16 protein-coding genes and 3 pseudogenes are annotated in these 16899 nt (G+C 64.9%); 11 read left to right on the top strand and 8 right to left on the bottom strand.

What is annotated here, in order from left to right; genetic code table 11:
- Window positions 1-61: 61 nt before the first annotated feature.
- The 3 genes from AOQ71_RS01105 to acnA all read right to left on the bottom strand — a co-directional run bounded on the left by AOQ71_RS01105 (window position 62) and on the right by acnA (window position 4722).
- A complete protein-coding gene (locus tag AOQ71_RS01105) occupies window positions 62-433 on the bottom strand; it encodes a DUF2794 domain-containing protein (RefSeq protein WP_057740723.1) in 372 nt (123 codons plus the stop codon).
- Window positions 434-991: 558 nt separating this feature from the next.
- Entirely contained in the window at window positions 992-1771 is a 780-nt protein-coding gene (locus AOQ71_RS01100; RefSeq protein ID WP_057740721.1) for a DUF1223 domain-containing protein, read from the bottom strand.
- 230 nt (window positions 1772-2001) lie between these two features.
- Entirely contained in the window at window positions 2002-4722 is a 2721-nt protein-coding gene (acnA, locus tag AOQ71_RS01095) for an aconitate hydratase AcnA (RefSeq protein ID WP_057740719.1), read from the bottom strand.
- Between the two features lie 240 nt (window positions 4723-4962).
- On the opposite strand from acnA, the pseudogene ccmA reads away from it, so the two are divergent.
- From ccmA to AOQ71_RS01070, 7 genes and pseudogenes are all read left to right on the top strand, one after another.
- Window positions 4963-5349, top strand: a pseudogene (ccmA, locus tag AOQ71_RS01090) (heme ABC exporter ATP-binding protein CcmA); the annotation flags it as partial.
- A 2-nt stretch (window positions 5350-5351) separates the two neighbouring features.
- Window positions 5352-5547: pseudogene (locus AOQ71_RS46885) on the top strand (heme ABC exporter ATP-binding protein CcmA); the annotation flags it as partial.
- 136 nt (window positions 5548-5683) lie between these two features.
- A complete protein-coding gene (gene ccmB, locus AOQ71_RS01085) occupies window positions 5684-6352 on the top strand; it encodes a heme exporter protein CcmB (RefSeq protein WP_057740717.1) in 669 nt (222 codons plus the stop codon).
- A gap of 91 nt (window positions 6353-6443) precedes the next feature.
- Window positions 6444-6696, top strand: a pseudogene (locus tag AOQ71_RS46880) (heme transporter HemC); the annotation flags it as partial.
- A 1-nt stretch (window position 6697) separates the two neighbouring features.
- Window positions 6698-7227, top strand: a 530-nt coding sequence (gene ccmC, locus AOQ71_RS01080) for a heme ABC transporter permease CcmC (RefSeq protein ID WP_245316602.1), incomplete at its 5' end; no start/stop codon positions are given.
- On the top strand, window positions 7224-7409 hold the full coding sequence (gene ccmD / locus AOQ71_RS01075; protein ID WP_083513832.1) for a heme exporter protein CcmD: 186 nt from the start codon (window positions 7224-7226) through the stop codon (window positions 7407-7409). The genes ccmC and ccmD, both read left to right, overlap by 4 nt.
- Window positions 7406-7999 carry a DsbE family thiol:disulfide interchange protein gene (locus tag AOQ71_RS01070; protein ID WP_057740715.1) on the top strand — a complete coding sequence of 198 codons (594 nt, stop codon included), beginning with the start codon at window positions 7406-7408 and terminating at the stop codon, window positions 7997-7999. Before ccmD ends, AOQ71_RS01070 begins: the two co-directional genes overlap by 4 nt.
- 107 nt (window positions 8000-8106) lie before the next feature.
- Here the strand turns inward: AOQ71_RS01070 and AOQ71_RS01065 are convergent, their stop codons facing one another.
- Window positions 8107-8709 carry a septation protein A gene (locus tag AOQ71_RS01065; protein ID WP_057740713.1) on the bottom strand — a complete coding sequence of 201 codons (603 nt, stop codon included), beginning with the start codon at window positions 8707-8709 and terminating at the stop codon, window positions 8107-8109.
- Between the two features lie 3 nt (window positions 8710-8712).
- Complete coding sequence (ftsY, locus tag AOQ71_RS01060; RefSeq protein ID WP_057740711.1) at window positions 8713-9657, bottom strand: signal recognition particle-docking protein FtsY; 945 nt, start codon at window positions 9655-9657, stop codon at window positions 8713-8715.
- A 60-nt stretch (window positions 9658-9717) separates the two neighbouring features.
- On the opposite strand from ftsY, the gene AOQ71_RS01055 reads away from it, so the two are divergent.
- Complete coding sequence (locus tag AOQ71_RS01055) at window positions 9718-10419, top strand: RluA family pseudouridine synthase (protein WP_057740708.1); 702 nt, start codon at window positions 9718-9720, stop codon at window positions 10417-10419.
- Between the two features lie 103 nt (window positions 10420-10522).
- Entirely contained in the window at window positions 10523-11632 is a 1110-nt protein-coding gene (locus AOQ71_RS01050) for a DUF2336 domain-containing protein (protein WP_057740706.1), read from the top strand.
- A 49-nt stretch (window positions 11633-11681) separates the two neighbouring features.
- On the opposite strand, the gene mtaB is transcribed toward AOQ71_RS01050, so the two are convergent.
- Window positions 11682-12949, bottom strand: a 1268-nt coding sequence (mtaB, locus tag AOQ71_RS01045; protein WP_157083322.1) for a tRNA (N(6)-L-threonylcarbamoyladenosine(37)-C(2))-methylthiotransferase MtaB, incomplete at its 3' end; no start/stop codon positions are given.
- Window positions 12949-13824: a diaminopimelate epimerase gene (dapF, locus tag AOQ71_RS01040; protein ID WP_057740702.1), complete on the bottom strand. Its 876-nt coding sequence runs from the start codon at window positions 13822-13824 to the stop codon at window positions 12949-12951. The genes mtaB and dapF, both read right to left, overlap by 1 nt.
- Before the next feature lie 263 nt (window positions 13825-14087).
- Between dapF and AOQ71_RS42210 the strand changes: the two genes are divergently transcribed.
- Window positions 14088-14849 carry a GyrI-like domain-containing protein gene (locus AOQ71_RS42210; protein ID WP_083513830.1) on the top strand — a complete coding sequence of 254 codons (762 nt, stop codon included), beginning with the start codon at window positions 14088-14090 and terminating at the stop codon, window positions 14847-14849.
- A 5-nt stretch (window positions 14850-14854) separates the two neighbouring features.
- The gene (locus AOQ71_RS01025; protein WP_057740696.1) at window positions 14855-15559 is read left to right on the top strand and encodes an SIMPL domain-containing protein; all 705 of its coding nucleotides are present in this window, start codon (window positions 14855-14857) and stop codon (window positions 15557-15559) included.
- Window positions 15560-15658: 99 nt separating this feature from the next.
- Here AOQ71_RS01025 and AOQ71_RS01020 read toward each other — a convergent pair whose 3' ends face one another.
- The gene (locus tag AOQ71_RS01020; protein WP_057740694.1) at window positions 15659-16723 is read right to left on the bottom strand and encodes an MBL fold metallo-hydrolase; all 1065 of its coding nucleotides are present in this window, start codon (window positions 16721-16723) and stop codon (window positions 15659-15661) included.
- Between the last annotated feature and the right edge of the window lie 176 nt (window positions 16724-16899).

Here is a 16899-nt window from a genome sequence, read left to right as displayed (position 1 = left end):
CCATCCACGGATACAGCGGCCCCGGATTGCGCTGCGCTCCATCCGGGCTACGGGAGCGCCGCTACACCACCGCCAGCTTCCGATCGATCACCAGCAGCACGCGCTCGAGCTCGTGGCCGCGGCGCAGGATCAGGCCGGTCGCCGAGATCACGCTGTACATGCCCTGCTTGCGCGCGAGCCGCGGATCTTTCTCGATCCGGTAGATCGGCACTTCGGAGGCGCGGCGAAAGACCGAGAACACCGCGCGGTCTTTCAGGAAATCGATGGCATAATCGCGCCACTCGCCGTCGGCGACCATGCGGCCATACAGATTGAGAATTCGGTGCAGCTCGAGCCGGTTGAATGTCACCCGGCCGGGTTGGGCATTCGCAGCGGCGGGGCGCGCCACTGCGCGCTGCTCGCTCGGATCGGCATCCTCCGACGTCAAGCTCATGGGGCGCCTCCTCATCGCATCAAGCATGACCGCCTCCGCGAAGACCGTCCCCGGAACCGCGGATCATGACATCTGCATGATCGCGCCAACTGTTCCCGCCCGCAAGGGGCTCTTGAACGGCCGCCGAAGGACCGGGCCAACCTCGCCAACGGCCAGCTCATCATGACACACGGGGCGTGTGGAACTTCTCAGCGGCAAACCGTCACGGCATCGTTAGCAGGAATCACAGGATCGCCGCTTTTCCGCCCACCGCCCGCCGCCCTGCATTGCGAAAAGACTGGTGTGCGTTGACCCGGTCCTTTCGGTTCCGGATTCCTCAGCCCCCAGCCCCCCGGGGTCGAACAGGATCGGGTCTGTACGCGCGACAAGGAGGGCCAACGCAAGTTGGTCCTTTTTTGTTTGTGGCGGGGTGTTTCACACCATTGTCATTCCGGGGCGCGCCACTTGGCGCGAACCCGGAATCCATTGGACGACAGCACGCGCGGTGAAATGGATTCGCGCTACGCGCGCCCCGGAATGACGAAAGACAGATTGTCCTGAGAGAATTCTACGCGCGCTTCAATGCAGCGACGTGTACGCCGCCCCCAACATCGGGCCAGGCCTCTCGCGGCTGCCGTCCTGGACGTAGACCACCGCACCATCGACGCCATCGCGCGACGTCAGATTTTCGATCGGCACGGTCCAGCTTTCCGGATGTCCGTGCCAGTCGCCGACCTTCAGTACATTGCGCACGACGTTGTGGTAGGTGATCTGCTGCCCGCGGTTCTCGCCGCGACTGATCTCGATTGGCACCGATTTCACGATCGAGCAGATCCAGACCTCGCCATGCGAGACCGTCGGCTCGTTGCTCGCAGCAACCGACACATTGATCTGCTTGCCCGCGAGCGACATGGTCACCGGCACGCTCATGACGCCGGTGCCAGCGTCGGTCTTGCCGATCGCGCTTTCGATGCCGGCGCGGTCGCTGCCGATGACATGCGCGGCGCCGTTGACCACGACCTGCGGCGTGTAGACCTCGCGGTCACCACGCATACGCGAATAGGCGCGCTGCCGCGCCGAGAAACGTGAATCCGCCAGCGTATCCTTCCAGCCTAGATAATCCCAGTAATCGATAGGCATGCTCAACGCGATGATCGAGGGGTCCTTGGCGAGATCGCCGATGACCTTGTCGGCAGGCGGGCACGAGGAGCAGCCCTGCGAGGTGAAGAGCTCGACCACGGCGCGGGGATCCGCCTGGGCGGGGCGGATGACGGCGACGATGGCGCAGATGCCGAGTGCTCCTGACCAGAATGCTCCGGACCATCGCGAAACGAAATTGGAAACCATCATGCCAGTCATGTTGAAAGTCACACAGGTCACTCGTTGGGGGAAGATCTTATCGCCTGATGGTCACCGTAGTCTTACGGGCGCGGTCCATTCAACTATCCAAGCAAACGTCCGAGGCAGGATTTTGCGGGACGAACCCATCCGAAACATGCCGCAAAACGTACGAAGGCGGCCTTTTGATAGGCCGCCTTGGTTTAACCTTCTACTCACGTCGCGGTGAGCCACCGTTCACAAATTCGCGCTTAAGCCGCGAGTTTACGCAGCACATAGTGCAGAATGCCGCCGTTCCGGTAGTAATCGAGCTCATCCAGCGTATCGATGCGGCAGAGCAGCGAAACGCGCTGCAGCGAACCGTCGCCCGAGACGATTTCCGCGGTCAGCTTCTGGCGCGGCTTGAGTTCGCCGACCAGGCCACGCAGCGTGACCTTCTCGTCGCCCTTCAGGCCAAGCGACGACCACGAGGTGCCTTCCTCGAAGGTCAGCGGCAGCACGCCCATGCCGACCAGGTTGGAGCGATGGATGCGCTCGAAGCTCTGGCAGATCACGGCGCGAACGCCGAGCAGGCGCGTGCCCTTCGCAGCCCAGTCGCGCGAGGAGCCGTTGCCGTACTCGGCGCCGGCGAACACGACGAGCGGCACCTGCTCCTGCTGGTACTTCATCGCGGCGTCGTAGATCGACATCTGCTCGCCGTCGGGCCAGTGCTTGGTCAGACCGCCTTCGGGGATGTTTCCATCCGCGCCCTTCAGCATGAAGTTCTTGATGCGGATGTTGGCGAAGGTGCCGCGCATCATCACTTCATGATTGCCGCGACGCGTGCCGTATTGGTTGAAGTCGGCCGGGCGCACCTGGTGCTCGCTGAGATATTTGCCCGCAGGCGAGGTGAGCTTGATCGAACCGGCCGGCGAGATGTGGTCGGTGGTGATCTTGTCGCCGAACATGGCGAGGATGCGCGCCTCGACGATATCGGTAACAGGCTCCGGCTCCTTCTTCATGCCTTCGAAATAAGGCGGGTTCTGCACATAGGTCGACGACATGTTCCAGCGATAGGTCTCGCTCTCGACCGTCTTGATCTTGCGCCAGTTGGCGTCGCCCTTGAACACGTCGGCATACTTCTTCTTGAAGATCGTCGAGGTCACGAACTTCTTCATGAAGGCGTTGATCTCCTTCGTCGTCGGCCAGATGTCCTTCAGATACACCGGCTTGCCGTCCTTGCCTTCGCCGATCGGCTCGACGGCGAGGTTCTTGGTGACGCTGCCGGCGAGCGCATGCGCGACCACCAGCGGCGGCGAGGCCAGATAGTTCGCCTGCACGTCGGGCGAGACGCGGCCTTCGAAGTTGCGGTTACCCGAGAGCACCGCGGCGGCAACGATGCCGTTGTCGTTGATCGACTTCGAGATCTCCTCAGGCAGCGGACCGGAATTGCCGATGCAGGTGGTGCAGCCGAAGCCGACCAGGTTGAAGCCGACCTTGTCGAGATCCTTTTGCAGGCCGGAATCGGCGAGATAGCCCGCAACCACCTGGCTGCCCGGAGCGAGCGAGGTCTTCACCCACGGCTTGGCCTTGAGGCCCTTTGCAGCCGCGTTGCGCGCCAAGAGGCCGGCGCCGATCAGCACGCTCGGGTTCGAGGTGTTGGTGCAGGAGGTGATGGCCGCGATGACGACGTCGCCATGGCCAATCTCGAAGTCCTTGCCCTCGACGGGGAAGCGCTTCGTGGGCTCCTCGGCCTTCTTGTACTCGGTGCCGAGCGCGAGCGAAAAACCCTCGGCGACCGACGGCAGCGCGATGCGGCCTTCGGGACGCTTCGGACCCGCCATCGACGGCACGACGTCGGCGAGATCGAGCGTCAGCGTCTCCGTGAACACGGGATCGGCCGACTTGGCGGTGCGGAACAGGCCTTGCGCCTTGGCATAGGCCTGCACCAGCGCAACGCGCGGCGCGGCACGGCCCGAGGTCTTGAGGTAGTCGATTGCGGCGGCGTCGACGGGGAAGAAGCCGCAGGTCGCGCCATATTCAGGCGCCATGTTGGCGATGGTCGCCTTGTCGGCAACGGAGAGGTTGTCGAGGCCGGGACCGAAGAATTCGACGAACTTGCCGACCACGCCGAGCTTGCGCAGCATCTGCGTCACGGTCAGCACGAGGTCGGTCGCGGTGACGCCTTCCTTCAGCGCGCCCTTCAGCTTGAAGCCGACGACGTTGGGCAGCAGCATCGACAGCGGCTGACCGAGCATGCAGGCTTCCGCCTCGATGCCGCCGACGCCCCAGCCGAGCACGGCCAGACCATTGACCATGGTGGTGTGCGAGTCGGTGCCGACCAGCGAGTCAGGGTAGGCAACCTCGAAAGTGCCGGTCTTCTTGCCGACCGTCATCTTCTCCTTCTTGGTCCAGACCGTCTGTGAGAGATATTCGAGATTGACCTGGTGGCAGATGCCGGTGCCGGGCGGCACGACCGAGAAGTTCGAGAACGCCTTCTGGCCCCACTTCAGGAACTCGTAGCGCTCCTGGTTCTGCTTGTATTCTTCCGTGACGTTCTTGGCGAAAGCCTTGTTGTCGCCGAAGAAGTTCACGATCACGGAGTGGTCGATGACGAGATCGACGGGGACCAGCGGGTTGATCTTCTCAGGCTCGCCGCCGAGCTTCTGCATCGCATTGCGCATGGCGGCGAGGTCGACCACAGCCGGAACGCCGGTGAAATCCTGCATCAGCACGCGGGCCGGGCGGAACGCGATCTCGTGCTCCAGCGACTTCTTGCGCAGCCATTTCGAGACGGCGACGATGTCTTCCTTCTTGACCGAGCGGCCGTCTTCGTTGCGGAGCAGGTTCTCGAGCAGGACCTTCATCGAATAGGGAAGTTTCGAAATTCCCTTCAGACCATTCTTCTCGGCCGTGGGCAGGCTGTAATAGACATAGGTCTTGGCGCCGACCTTGAGGGTCTTTTTGCATTTGAAGCTGTCGAGCGAGGTCATGTAGGAAATCCCAATTGTTAGACATACCCGGCAGGGTATTTTAACACCGTCAGCGTAGCAGGCTGGGTCGCTTGCAGGGGCAGGTTAAGTTGCTGCATCAAGTAGTTCCGGGCTTATAGAAGTTTTCTAACCGCGCCGCCACAGCCACAACAGGACCGAGCAAGCCGCGAGCCAAAAATTCTGATGCGCTACCCCAAGATTTCCTGAGGCCCGGCTGTGAACGGGTTGGTCCCAGTCAAGATGCAGCTGGCCGGACGCGGCGTGACTTGCGTGCGCGGCGGCCGCGAGGTGTTTTCCGGGCTCGATTTCGAGGCAGTTGCCGGCGAGGCCGTGGCCGTGGTCGGCCGTAACGGATCGGGCAAGACCTCGCTGCTGCGGCTGATCGCGGGCCTGCTCATTCCGGCTGGCGGCAAGATCGTACTGGGCGGTGGCCACGGCGACCTGACGTTGCCCGAGCAGTGCCACTATCTCGGCCATCGCGATGCCCTGAAGCCGGCGCTGAGCGTGACTGAAAATCTGTCATTTTGGGCTGAATTTCTGGGCGGCGAGCGCGGCGACGCGGCTGAAAGCCTCGCCACTGTCGGCCTCGACCACGCGGCCCATCTGCCCGCCGCCTTCCTGTCGGCCNNGCTGGCCCGGCTGCTGACGGTGCGGCGGCCGATCTGGCTGCTGGACGAGCCGACCAATGCGCTGGATGCGGCCGGGCAGGACATGTTCAGCGGGCTGATGCGGGAGCATCTGGCGCGCGGCGGGATGATCATCGCGGCGACCCATGCGCCGCTGGGGATTGACGCGCGGGAGCTGCGGATCGGGGGGATGGTGTGAAAAGGTCCAACCCTCAGCTTTCCAAGCGGCCGAGTTCGGCTCTCTCCGTTCCCTCTCCCCTAGGGGGAGGGAGCGCAGCGTGCGTGGGGCGCGAGCCGGGCTCTCATGGCCGTCTCGCAACCGCCGGGGGCCCCGCATGACCGCCCTCACCGCCCTGATCCGCCGGGACATCAAGATCGCGCTCCGCGTTGGCGGCGGGGCGTTGATTGGCGTGCTGTTCTTCCTGACCGTCGTCGTCCTGATGCCGTTCGCGGTGGGGCCGGACCTGGCGCTGCTGTCGCGGCTGGGGCCGGCGATCCTGTGGCTCGGGGCGCTGCTGGCCAGCCTGCTGACGCTCGACCGGCTGTTCATGGCCGACCATGAGGACGGCTCGCTCGACCTGATCACGATGAGCCGGACGCCGCTGGAACTGGCCTGCGCCGCCAAGGCGCTGGCGCATTGGCTGGCCGCCGGCCTGCCGCTGATCGTCGCAACCCCCGTACTCGGGCTGCTGCTCAATCTGGACATGGTCGCCACGGCTGCGGTGGCGCTGACGCTGCTGGCGGGCACCCCCGCCCTGACCTTCACAGGCATGATCGGCGCGGCGCTGGCGGTGACGCTGCATCGGGGCGGGCTGCTGATGGCCGTGCTGGTGCTGCCGCTGTCGATTCCCGTGCTGATCTTCGGCGTTGCCGCCTCGCAGGCCGCGATCACGGGACCGCTGTCGTTCGGCGCGCCGTTCTCGATCCTCTGCGCGCTGTCGCTGGTCAGCCTCGTGATCGGCCCGTTCGCGGCGGCGGCGAGCCTGAAACATGGCCTGGATTGAAACGAGCTCGGTTGCCTTGACCCCGATCAACTTTTGCCGCGCGCTTTCATGCTGATTGCGTGAGCAGTCCCGGGTGCTTTATCAGGATACAATGTCGCTGAACGACCTCGCCAACCCCACCAGGTTCCTCGCGCTCTCGGCGCGGGTGCTGCCGTGGCTCGCGGCCGCGACCATCGTCCTGCTCGCGATCGGCCTCTATCAATCCGCATACGCGCCCGACGATTATCAGCAGGGTGCGACCGTGAAGATCATGTTCATCCACGTGCCCAATGCGTGGCTGTCGATGTTCGTCTGGGGCGTGATGAGCGTCGCTTCGCTCGGCACGCTGGTGTGGCGGCATCCGCNCCGATGTCGCGGCGAAAGCCGCAGCGCCGATCGGCGCCAGCTTCACCTTCCTCGCGCTGCTCACCGGCTCGCTGTGGGGCCGGCCGATGTGGGGCACCTATTGGGAGTGGGATGCGCGACTGACCTCGGTGCTGATCCTGTTCCTGATGTATCTCGGGCTGATGGCGCTGTGGCGCGCGGTGGAAGATCCCTCGCGCGCGGCGCGCGCTGCCGCCGTGCTGACGCTGGTCGGCGCGCTCAATCTTCCGATCATCAAATTCTCGGTCGACTGGTGGAATACGCTGCACCAGCCGGCTTCGGTGATGCGCATGGGCGGCTCGACGCTCGACAAGGCGTTCCTGATTCCGCTCCTGGTGATGGCCGTCGCATTCACGTTGCTGTTCGTCACGCTGCACCTGGCCGCGATGCGCAATGAGATTTTGCGCCGGCGCGTGCGCTCCCTGCAGATGATGCAGGCGAGCCGCGTAGCGTTTTCGAGCGGAGTGGGTACCGGTTCGCGTGAAGAAAACGCGTCAAAAGGCGCCGCATGACGATGTCGCTCGGTCCTTACGCGCCCTTCATTGTGACATCCTACGCGGCAGCGGCCCTCGTGGTCGCGCTCCTGATCGGCTGGGTCATCATCGACTATCGCAATCAGACCGAGCGGCTGCGCCAGCTCGAGCGCAGCGGGATCACGCGCCGCTCGGCCCGCAGCGCAGTGGATGCACCATGAGCGATCAAACCACGTCCGCACCACCGCAGCGCCGCACCTTCCTGATGGTGCTGCCGCTGCTCGCCTTCGTCGGACTTGCGGTGCTGTTCTGGTTCCGGCTCGGCAGCGGTGATCCCTCGCGAATTCCCTCCGCGCTGATCGGCCACCCCGCACCGCAGACCACGCTGCCGCCGCTGGAGGGATTGCAGGCCGACAATGTGCAGGTGCCGGGCTTCGATCCCTCCGCATTCAAGGGCAAGGTCAGCCTCGTCAATGTGTGGGCGTCCTGGTGTGTGCCCTGTCATGATGAAGCGCCGCTCCTGAGCGAACTTGCCAAGGACAAGCGCTTCCAGCTCGTCGGCATCAACTACAAGGATACGCCCGAGAACGCCCGCCGTTTCCTCGGCCGCTACGGCAATCCGTTCGGCCGCGTCGGCATCGACGCCAATGGCCGCGCCTCGATCGAGTGGGGCGTCTATGGCGTGCCGGAGACTTTTGTCGTCGGCCCTGAAGGCACCATCGTCTACAAGCTGGTCGGCCCGATCACGCCGGAGAATTTCAGGACGGTGCTGTTGCCGCAGATGGAGAAGGCGTTGAAGGCGGGGTCCTAGCAAAACCCGTCATTGCGAGCGCAGCGAAGCGATCCAGACTGCTTCTGCGGAAAGACTCTGGATTGCTTCGTCGCAAGGGCTCCCCGCAATGACGAGTGGAGAGACTGTCACCCCTTCCTGATATCCCCCGCTTCGGCCTCGCTGGTCTCCAGCGACACCGGCTCGATCCCATAGCGCTTGGTCAGCGGCATCTGGGCGATGGCGAAGATCATCGTGATGGGCGTGACACCGAACACCTTGAAGTTCACCCAGAAGTCCGTGCTCTGGGTACGCCAGACGATCTCGTTCAAGACCGCCATGCCGGCGAAGAACAGCGCCCAGCGCAGCGTGAGGATGCGCCAGCCCTGCGGGGTCAGATTGAACATCTGATCGAACATCACCGCGATGAAGGAGCGGCCGAACAACAGGCCGCCGCCGAGGATCGTGGCGAACAGGCCATAGATGATGGTCGGCTTGAGCTTGATGAAGGTCTCGTCGTGCAGCACCAGGGTCAGCGTGCCGAACACCAGCACGATCACGCCGGTCACGATCGCCATGATCGGAATGTGCCGCGTCACCACATAGGAGGCAGCCATCGCCGCCACGATCGCGACCATGAAGGCGCCGGTTGCGGCAAACAGATTGAACTTCGCATTGACGAAGAAGAACACGAGCAGCGGACCGAGCTCGGTCGCCAGCTTGAACAGCGGATGCGGCTGGGTCTTGTCCATGCTCTAGCTTTCGATTCCGGCGATGGCGCGGGCGAAATCGCGCGCGGTGAACGGCGCGAGATCGTCGACGCCTTCGCCGACACCGATGAAGTGCACCGGCAGTTTGAACTTCTCGGCAAGCGCCACCAGGATGCCGCCGCGCGCGGTGCCGTCGAGCTTGGTCATGACGAGACCGGTGACGCCCGCCGTGCGATGAAAGGCCTCGACCTGCGACAGCGCGTTCTGGCCGACTGTGGCGTCCAGCACGAGCAGCACCGCATGCGGCGCTGTCGCGTCCACCTTGCGGATGACGCGCACGACCTTCTCGAGCTCGTTCATCAGCTCGGCCTTGTTCTGCAGCCGGCCGGCGGTGTCGATCAGCAGCACGTCGATGTTCTGCTGTTTCGCCGCGGTCAGCGCATTGAAGGCGAGGCTCGCCGAATCCGAGCCCTGCGCGCCCGCGATCACAGGCGTCTTGGTGCGCTCCCCCCAGACCTTGAGCTGCTCGATCGCGGCGGCGCGAAAGGTGTCGCCGGCGGCAAGCATCACCTTGCGGCCTTCGGAGGCGAATTTTTGCGAGAGCTTTCCGATGGTCGTGGTCTTGCCGGAGCCGTTGACGCCGACCACGAGGATCACGAACGGCTTCTTGGCCGTGTCGATCTCGAGCGGCTTCGCCACCGGCGCCAGCACCTTCTCGACCTCGGTCGCGACCACGTCCTTGACCTCGTCGGCCGAGATCGCCTTGTCATAGCGCCCGGTGCCGACGGCATCCGCGATCCGCACCGCGACTGACGTGCCGAGATCGGCGCGCAGCAGCACGTCCTCGATGTCGTCGAGCATGGCGCGGTCAAGCTTGCGCTTGGTGACGAGGTCGGCGACCGCGGTCCCGAGCGAGGACGAGGTGCGCTTCAGCCCGTTGGACAGGCGGCGCCACCAGCTCAGCTTGGGGGTGTCAGTGGTATCGTTCATGGTGGCGGTGTGTTAGCCGTTCCGGCTCCCAAACGAAAGCCTTGACCGAAAGACTTGCAATTGCTCGATGTTCCCGAATTGACCGCTGAGGAGATTTTAGCCCGCGTGCTCCACCGCGACGGCTTGATGCTGGTCATCGACAAGCCGGCCGGCCTGCCGGTGCATCGCGGCCCCAAGGGCGGCCCCAATCTGGAAGACTCCTTCGACGCGCTCCGGTTCGGTCTGCCGCGGCCGCCGGTGCTGGCCCACCGGCTGGACAAGGACACCTCCGGCTGCCTGGTGCTCGGCCGCCATCGCAAGGCGACCGCCTCGCTCGGCCTCCTGTTCAAGCACGGCAAGATCGGCAAGACCTACTGGACCGTGGTCGAGGGCGGCCCTGCCGAGGACGAAGGCACCATCGACATGCCGCTCGGCCGGCTCAATGCCGAGCGTGGCTGGTGGCAGAAGCCCGACCCCGAGGGACAGAAGGCGATCACCAACTGGAAGGTGATGGGCCGCGGCGACGGCTTCACCTGGCTGGCCATGGAACCGGTGACCGGCCGGACCCACCAATTGCGGGTGCATTCGTCCGCGACCGGCTGGCCGATCTTCGGCGATAACATTTACGGCAACGGCCCGCGCTTCGGCGAGCCGAAGCTGCATCTGCATTCCCGCGAGATCGTGGTGCCGATCTCCCGGAACAAGGAGCCGATCCGCGTGGTCGCACCCGCCCCGCCCCACATGCACGAAAAACTCCGCGCCTGCGGCTGGAACGGGGAGTAGGAGCCTCTCCCGAGCATGGTTTACGAAACGTTCAGGGCTCGCCTCTAATGATAACGGTCGCTTAGAAAAAGCTTCCGTCATTCCGCTCAGGACGAGCATCGTCATGTCCACGGCCCAGCTATCGATCATCGACGAGGTCGAATCCGCGATCCGGACCGGCTCGGCGGAAAAGGGCATGGAGACCGCCCGGCGCGTCACCGACCTGTTTCTCTCCTCCGCCGGAAGCTTCAACGACGAGCAGATCGCGCTGTTCGACGACGTGCTCGAGCGCCTGATCGGCACCATCGAGCTGCGCGCCATCGCCGACGTCGCAGCGCGCGTGGCGCTGGCCGAGATCAGCGCCCAGCTCGCGCCCATCGCACAGGCACCGCCCTCGGTGATCCGCCGCCTCGCCAACAATGACGAGATCCGCATCGCCGGCCCCGTGCTGCAGGAATCCGCCCGGCTCGACGATGGCGAGCTGACGAAGATCGCCGCCAGCAAGAGCGAGCCGCATCTGCTTGCGGTCGCCGGCCGCTGGTGGCTGAAGGAGATCGTCACCGACGCGCTGCTGGCGCGCCGCTATCCGAGCGTCAGCAAACGTCTCGCCGCCAATCCGGGCGCGCGCGTCTCCGGCAACGGCTTTGCCATCATCGTCGGCCAGGCCGAATCCGATCCCGAGCTTGCCGTCAGCGTCGGCGTCCGCGTCGACCTGCCCTCGGATCTGCGCCGCCAGTTGCTGCGTTCCGCGACGGACGCAGTGCGTACGCGGCTGCTGTCGCGCGCGCCGACGCATCTGTTCGAGGAAATCCAGAACGCGATCGCTGCCGTCACTGTCGGTATCGAGCGCGAGATGTCTGCTGTCCGCGACTTCGAAGGCGCCAAGCGGGCGATCGGAAATCTCAAGGCGACCGGCCAGCTCAACGAGGCGACACTGCTGAACTTCGCGCGACAGCGTCGTTACGAGGAAACCGTGGCCGCGCTGGCGGCACTGTCCGGATCGACAGTCGAGGTGATCCGTCCGCTGATGCAGAGCCTGCGCGAAGACGGCCTGCTGGTGCCGTGCAAGGCGGCGCTGCTGAGCTGGGAGACGACGGTTGCCGTGCTCGAAAGCCGCTTTGCCACCGGTGCGATGAAGCCGGCGGATGTTGCGAGGGCGAAGGGCAATTTCGCGCGGATGACGGCGGAGAATGCCAGGCGCACGCTACGCTTCTGGCAGGTGCGGGCGTCGTAGGGCTTGCGAGTTAATGCACCCCGCGTCCACACCCCAGGTGTCGTCCCNNGGGACGACAGCTGAGTATGTGGTCAGCCGCTCGTCATCACTGCCAGTGATCGTCCGCGGCACGACACTGCCGATGCGCTCGCCCGCGATAGCCACCGGCAGATAGTGCTCAGTCCGCCCCAGGCTCTCGCTCTCGACCAGCACATCGCGCGTCGCACCGATCTCGGCTTGCAGCCGCCGGCGCAACACCGCCTCTCCGGCTGCACGCAACTGCCTCGCCCGCTCCTTGATCACCGGCCTTGCCACTTGCGGCATCCGCGCAGCCGGTGTGCCGGGACGCGGCGAATACGGGAAGACATGCAGGAACGTCAGCCCGCATTCCTCGACGAGATCGAGCGAGCGCGAAAACATGTCTTCAGTTTCGGTCGGGAAGCCCGCGATGATGTCGGCGCCGAAGGCGATATCCGGGCGTAGGCGCCGTACCTGATTGCAGAACACGATCGCATCATGCCGCGAATGCCGCCGCTTCATCCGCTTCAGGATCATGTCGTCGCCCGACTGCAGCGACAGATGCAGATGCGGCATCAGCCTGGCATCGTCGGCGATGGCATCGAGCAGATCAGCATCCGCCTCGATCGAATCGATCGAGGAGATGCGCAACCGCTTCAGCTCCGGCACGTGCCGCAGGATCTGCTTCGTCAGCAGGCCGAGCTTCGGCGCGCCCGGCAGGTCAGCGCCATAGCTGGTGAGATCGACGCCGGTGAGCACGATCTCGGCATGACCGCGCTCGACCAGGGTGCGCACCTGGTCGACCACGGCGCCCATCGGCACCGAGCGTGAATTGCCGCGGCCGTAGGGGATGATGCAGAAGGTGCAGCGATGGTCGCAACCATTCTGCACCTGCACGAACACCCGTGGCAGGCCGCTCGCATAGCCATCGACGAGATGCGGCGCCATCTGCTTCACCGACATGATGTCGCTGACGGCGATTTTCTCGCCGGTGCCGACACCGAAAGCGTCGCGCGCCGCTCGCCAGGCTTCGCTTCGCATCTTGTCGTCATTGCCGACGACGCGATCGACCTCGGCCATGTCGGCGAACATCGCGGCTTGCGTCTGCGCCGCGCAACCGGTGACGACGATGCGCGCACCCGGCCGTTCACGCTTCATCTTGCGGATCGACTGCCGCGCCTGTGCCACCGCCTCATTGGTGACGGCGCAGCTGTTGATGACGATGGTGTCGGACAGGCCCGCGCCTTCCGCTTTGCTGCGGATCACCTCGGCCTCGAAGGCGTTGAGGCGGCAGCCGAAGGTGACGATGTCGACGGCCATCAGCCCACCGGCGCAAACAGCGCCGGATCGAAATGGCCTTCATATTCCAAGGTCGCTGTGCCCGTCATCAGCACGTGAGCGTCGCGCTCGCGCCATTCGATGCCGAGCTTGCCGCCGGGCAGCGTCATCTCGACCTTGCGCTCGGTGCGCTTCAACCGCGCTGCTGCGACCGCGGTCGCGCAGGCCGCCGAGCCGCAGGCCCTCGTCAGGCCGGCGCCGCGCTCCCAGGTGCGCATGGTGATGTGCTCGCGATCGACGATATGGGCGAGCGTGATGTTGGCACGCTCCGGAAAGATCGGATGATTTTCCAGGAGCGGACCGAAGCGCTCGAGATCATAGGCGTTGACGTCGTCGACCCAGAAGATCGCGTGCGGATTGCCCATGCTGACCACGGAGGGCGAATGCAGGATCGGCTTGTCGATCGGCCCGATCTGCAACTCGATGTAGCGGGTGTCGCGAAACTCCTCCGCCAGCGGAATGTCCTGCCAGCCGAACTTCGGCGCGCCCATGTCGACGGTGTAGAGATCCGGCGCCGGGCCCTGCCAGGCATTGAGCAGGCCGGCCGCGGTCTGGAAGGTCGCCGTGGTCTGCCCGCTCTTCTCGAAGATGCGGCGAACCACGCAGCGCATGCCGTTGCCGCAGGCGCCGGCTTCGGAGCCGTCATTATTGTAGATGCTGATGAAGGCTTCGGTGCCGTCGAGCCGCGGCTTCTGCAGCACCATGAGCTGGTCATAGGGCACGCCGCCTTGCGCGGAAGCGACCGCGCGGGCGTCTTCCGGCGTGATGCGGCCCGCAGAATCGCGCATGTCGACAACGACGATCTCGTTGCCGATGCCGTTCATCTTGGCAAATGCGTGGTTGGCGAGCGCGCTCATGAAAATTCCCGAATTTCGCCCGTCTTATATGGTGATCCCAGCCCCCTTGGCCAGTGATTTGCACCCGCGGGGGCCGGGGCGCCTGCCATGACGCAGACGTCATGGGACGAATTTGGCGCTCGCGTGTTAGAACGGCGAAAGCTCGCGCGGAGGGGGATGCGCGACCGGATTTGGCCTTCGTAAGGGCCTTCGTCGTTGAGGCCTTCTGGGTAAAAGACCTTCTTGGTTAAGGCCTTCTTTGTTAAGGCCTTGGGGAGAATAGAATGATTAGGTTTCGTCGTCTCGCTCTGGCCGCGCTGATCCCGGCAGCGGCCTTGTCGCTGAGCCTGTCGATCGCCCGGGCTCAGACACCGAGCCCGGCGCCCGCGGCTTCAGCAAGCTCCTCGCCGGCGCCGGCGGCCTCGCCCTCACCGGACGCCAGCGCCTCGCCCGTGGCAGCGCCGTCGCCGGCAGCCAGCGCCTCACCCGCGCCGGCGGCATCGCCCTCTCCTGCAGCTAGCGCCTCACCGAGCCCGGCGGCACCGCCGCCCGCTGCGGCCGCCACGCCGGCCCCGGTGCAGACCGCCGATCCCTTTGGCCAGGAGACCACGCTCGAGCCGAAGAAGGTCGTGATGATCAAGGGCACGGCCAATTGGGATTCGGCGTTCGACACCCTGGTCGACGCCTTCAAGGCGCTGAACGCGCTGCTCGACAAGCAGGGCATCAAGCACGCCGGCAACGCGATGATCGTCTACACCTCGACCGACGACACCGGCTTCACCTTCTTCGCCGAAATCCCCGTCGACCAGGATCCGAAGAACCTGCCCAAGGACATGAGCATCGGCAAATCGCCTGAAGGCAAGGCGCTGAAGTTCGTCCATCGCGGCTCCTACGACAACATGGACAACACCTATGAGGCGATCACCAATCACCTCGACGACAAGAAGCTGGAAGCCAAGGACACGTTCATCGAGGAATACCTCACCGATCCGCTCAAGACGGCCGAGGACAAGCTCGTGATCAATGTGTTCGTGCCGCTGAAGTGAGACAGATGAAAAAGCCTGCCGCCCTCGCTGCAATCTTCGCAGCCACGATGCTGACAATGCCCGCACGCGCCGACGATTTCCCCTCCGCCATCTCCGTCAGCGGCGAGGCCACGGTCTCGGCGGCGCCTGACCTTGCGCAGATCGACGCCGGCGTCGCCAACGACGCCAAATCGGCCAAGGAAGCGTCCGATGCCAACAACGCGGCGATGGGCAAGGTGCTGCTGGCGCTGAAGGGCGCGGGGATTCCCGAGAAGGACTACCAGACCTCGCGCCTGTCGCTGCAGCCGCAATATGCGCCGAACCGCTCGACCGGCGCTTCGCCCGTGGCCGGCTTCCGCGCCTCCAACCGCGTCACCGTGAAGATTCGCGACGTGACCAAGGTCGCTGGCGTCATCGACATCCTGGTCGGCGCGGGCGCGAACGACATCGGCAACATCTCGTTCGAGGTGACGCAAGCCTCCAAATTGCTCGACGACGCGCGCGAGCAGGCGGTCGCCGATGCCCGCCGCAAGGCCGAGATCTACGCCAAGGCCACCGGCGTCACGCTGGGGGCGCCGCTCAGCGTCTCCGAAGGCGGCGCGCCGGTGCCGCTGTTCAAGGCGCGGATGACCGCCGCTCCAATGGCTGCTCCTGCTGCGGTTGCGCCGGGCGAGGAAACGCTGTCGGTGACGGTGAATGTGAGCTGGGCGATCAAGCCGAAAGAGCAGTAAAGGGCTTCGTAAGAGGCACGCGGCTTGCCGCAACGAAGCTGGCGTCCCGGCCCCCGTGCGCAATTGCGCACGAGGCCGGGACGACAGCGGAGATTGACGCTAAATCTCCACCACCTGCCCCGGCTTCATCGCCACGAACCGCTCCTGCGGAATCTTGGCGGCATCGAGCGCTTCCACGAGCGCTTTCGCCGGCGCGTCGATCGCCTCATCCGTCAATTGAAACGTGCCGTGATGATGCCCGAGCGCTTGCTCGGCGCCGCAATCACCGAGCGCCTTCACCGCATCTTCCGGGTTCATGTGCTGGTCGCGCATGAACCAGCGCGGCTCGTAGGCGCCGATGGGGAGGATCGCCAGACGCAACTTCCCGTGCTTCTCGGCGACGCGGCGGAAATGGCTGCCATCGCCATAGCCGGAATCGCAGACCACGTAGATTTTGCCGGCCGGCGTCTCCAGCACAAAGCTCGCCCACAGCGCCTTGTTGCGGTCGAACATGCCGCGCGCGGTCCAGTGCCGGGTCGGCACCAGCGTCGCGGCGATGCCGCCGCCGAGCTCGACGCGATCGTGCCAGTCGAAGGCCTCCACCTTGATCGTCGAATCGTAGCTCCGCATCGTCACGTCGTTGCCGAACGGGGTCACCACGCGCGGCGCAAAGTTCTTGGCGAGCCGCGACAGCGTCGCGATGTCGAGATGATCGTAATGGCCGTGCGAGACCAGCACGATGTCGACCTTCGGCAGCTTTTCGAAAGCGATGCCGGGATCGTTGTGCCGCTTCGGCCCGGCAAAGCTGACCGGCGAGACCCGCGAGGACCAGACCGGATCGACGAGGATGTTGAGGCCGCCGGCCTGGATCAGCCAGCTGGCATGGCCAACGAAGGAGAGCCGCACCCTGCCGCCATCGACGCGCTCGGGCGGCGTATCGGCATGAGGGCTCGGGGCCCACACAGGCCATTTGGCCCGCTCCCGCCCGCCGCTGAATTGCCAGCGCAGCACCTCGCGGAGCGATTTTGGCGGCGAGCCGTCCGGGTCGAAGAAATGCAGACCGTTGAAATGGTCCGAAACGGGGCCGTCATAGGTTTTCATGCTGGATATCCAGAGGGGCGGGACACCGATCAGCGCGCCGGCGCCGGGAAGCACTCCGAACAGTCGGCGGCGGGTGATCGGCACGGCGGGGGCTCAGGGCTGGTCGCGGCGGCAAGACATCACCGGCTATATGGGCGGGCGCGCGAAAAAAGGAACCCATCGTCGGAAAGCGCCTGCTTTCAAGGCCTTACCCTGGAATCGGCGTCCCGGCGCCTTAACTTTCCTTGACTTTTGGGCGCGAGCGGCGTTTAACCCCGCCA

The organism is Bradyrhizobium manausense (genome assembly GCF_001440035.1).
Taxonomy (GTDB): domain Bacteria; phylum Pseudomonadota; class Alphaproteobacteria; order Rhizobiales; family Xanthobacteraceae; genus Bradyrhizobium; species Bradyrhizobium manausense.
Note: the sequence above shows the minus strand (reverse complement) of the source record. Positions and strands in the feature narration are given on the sequence as shown.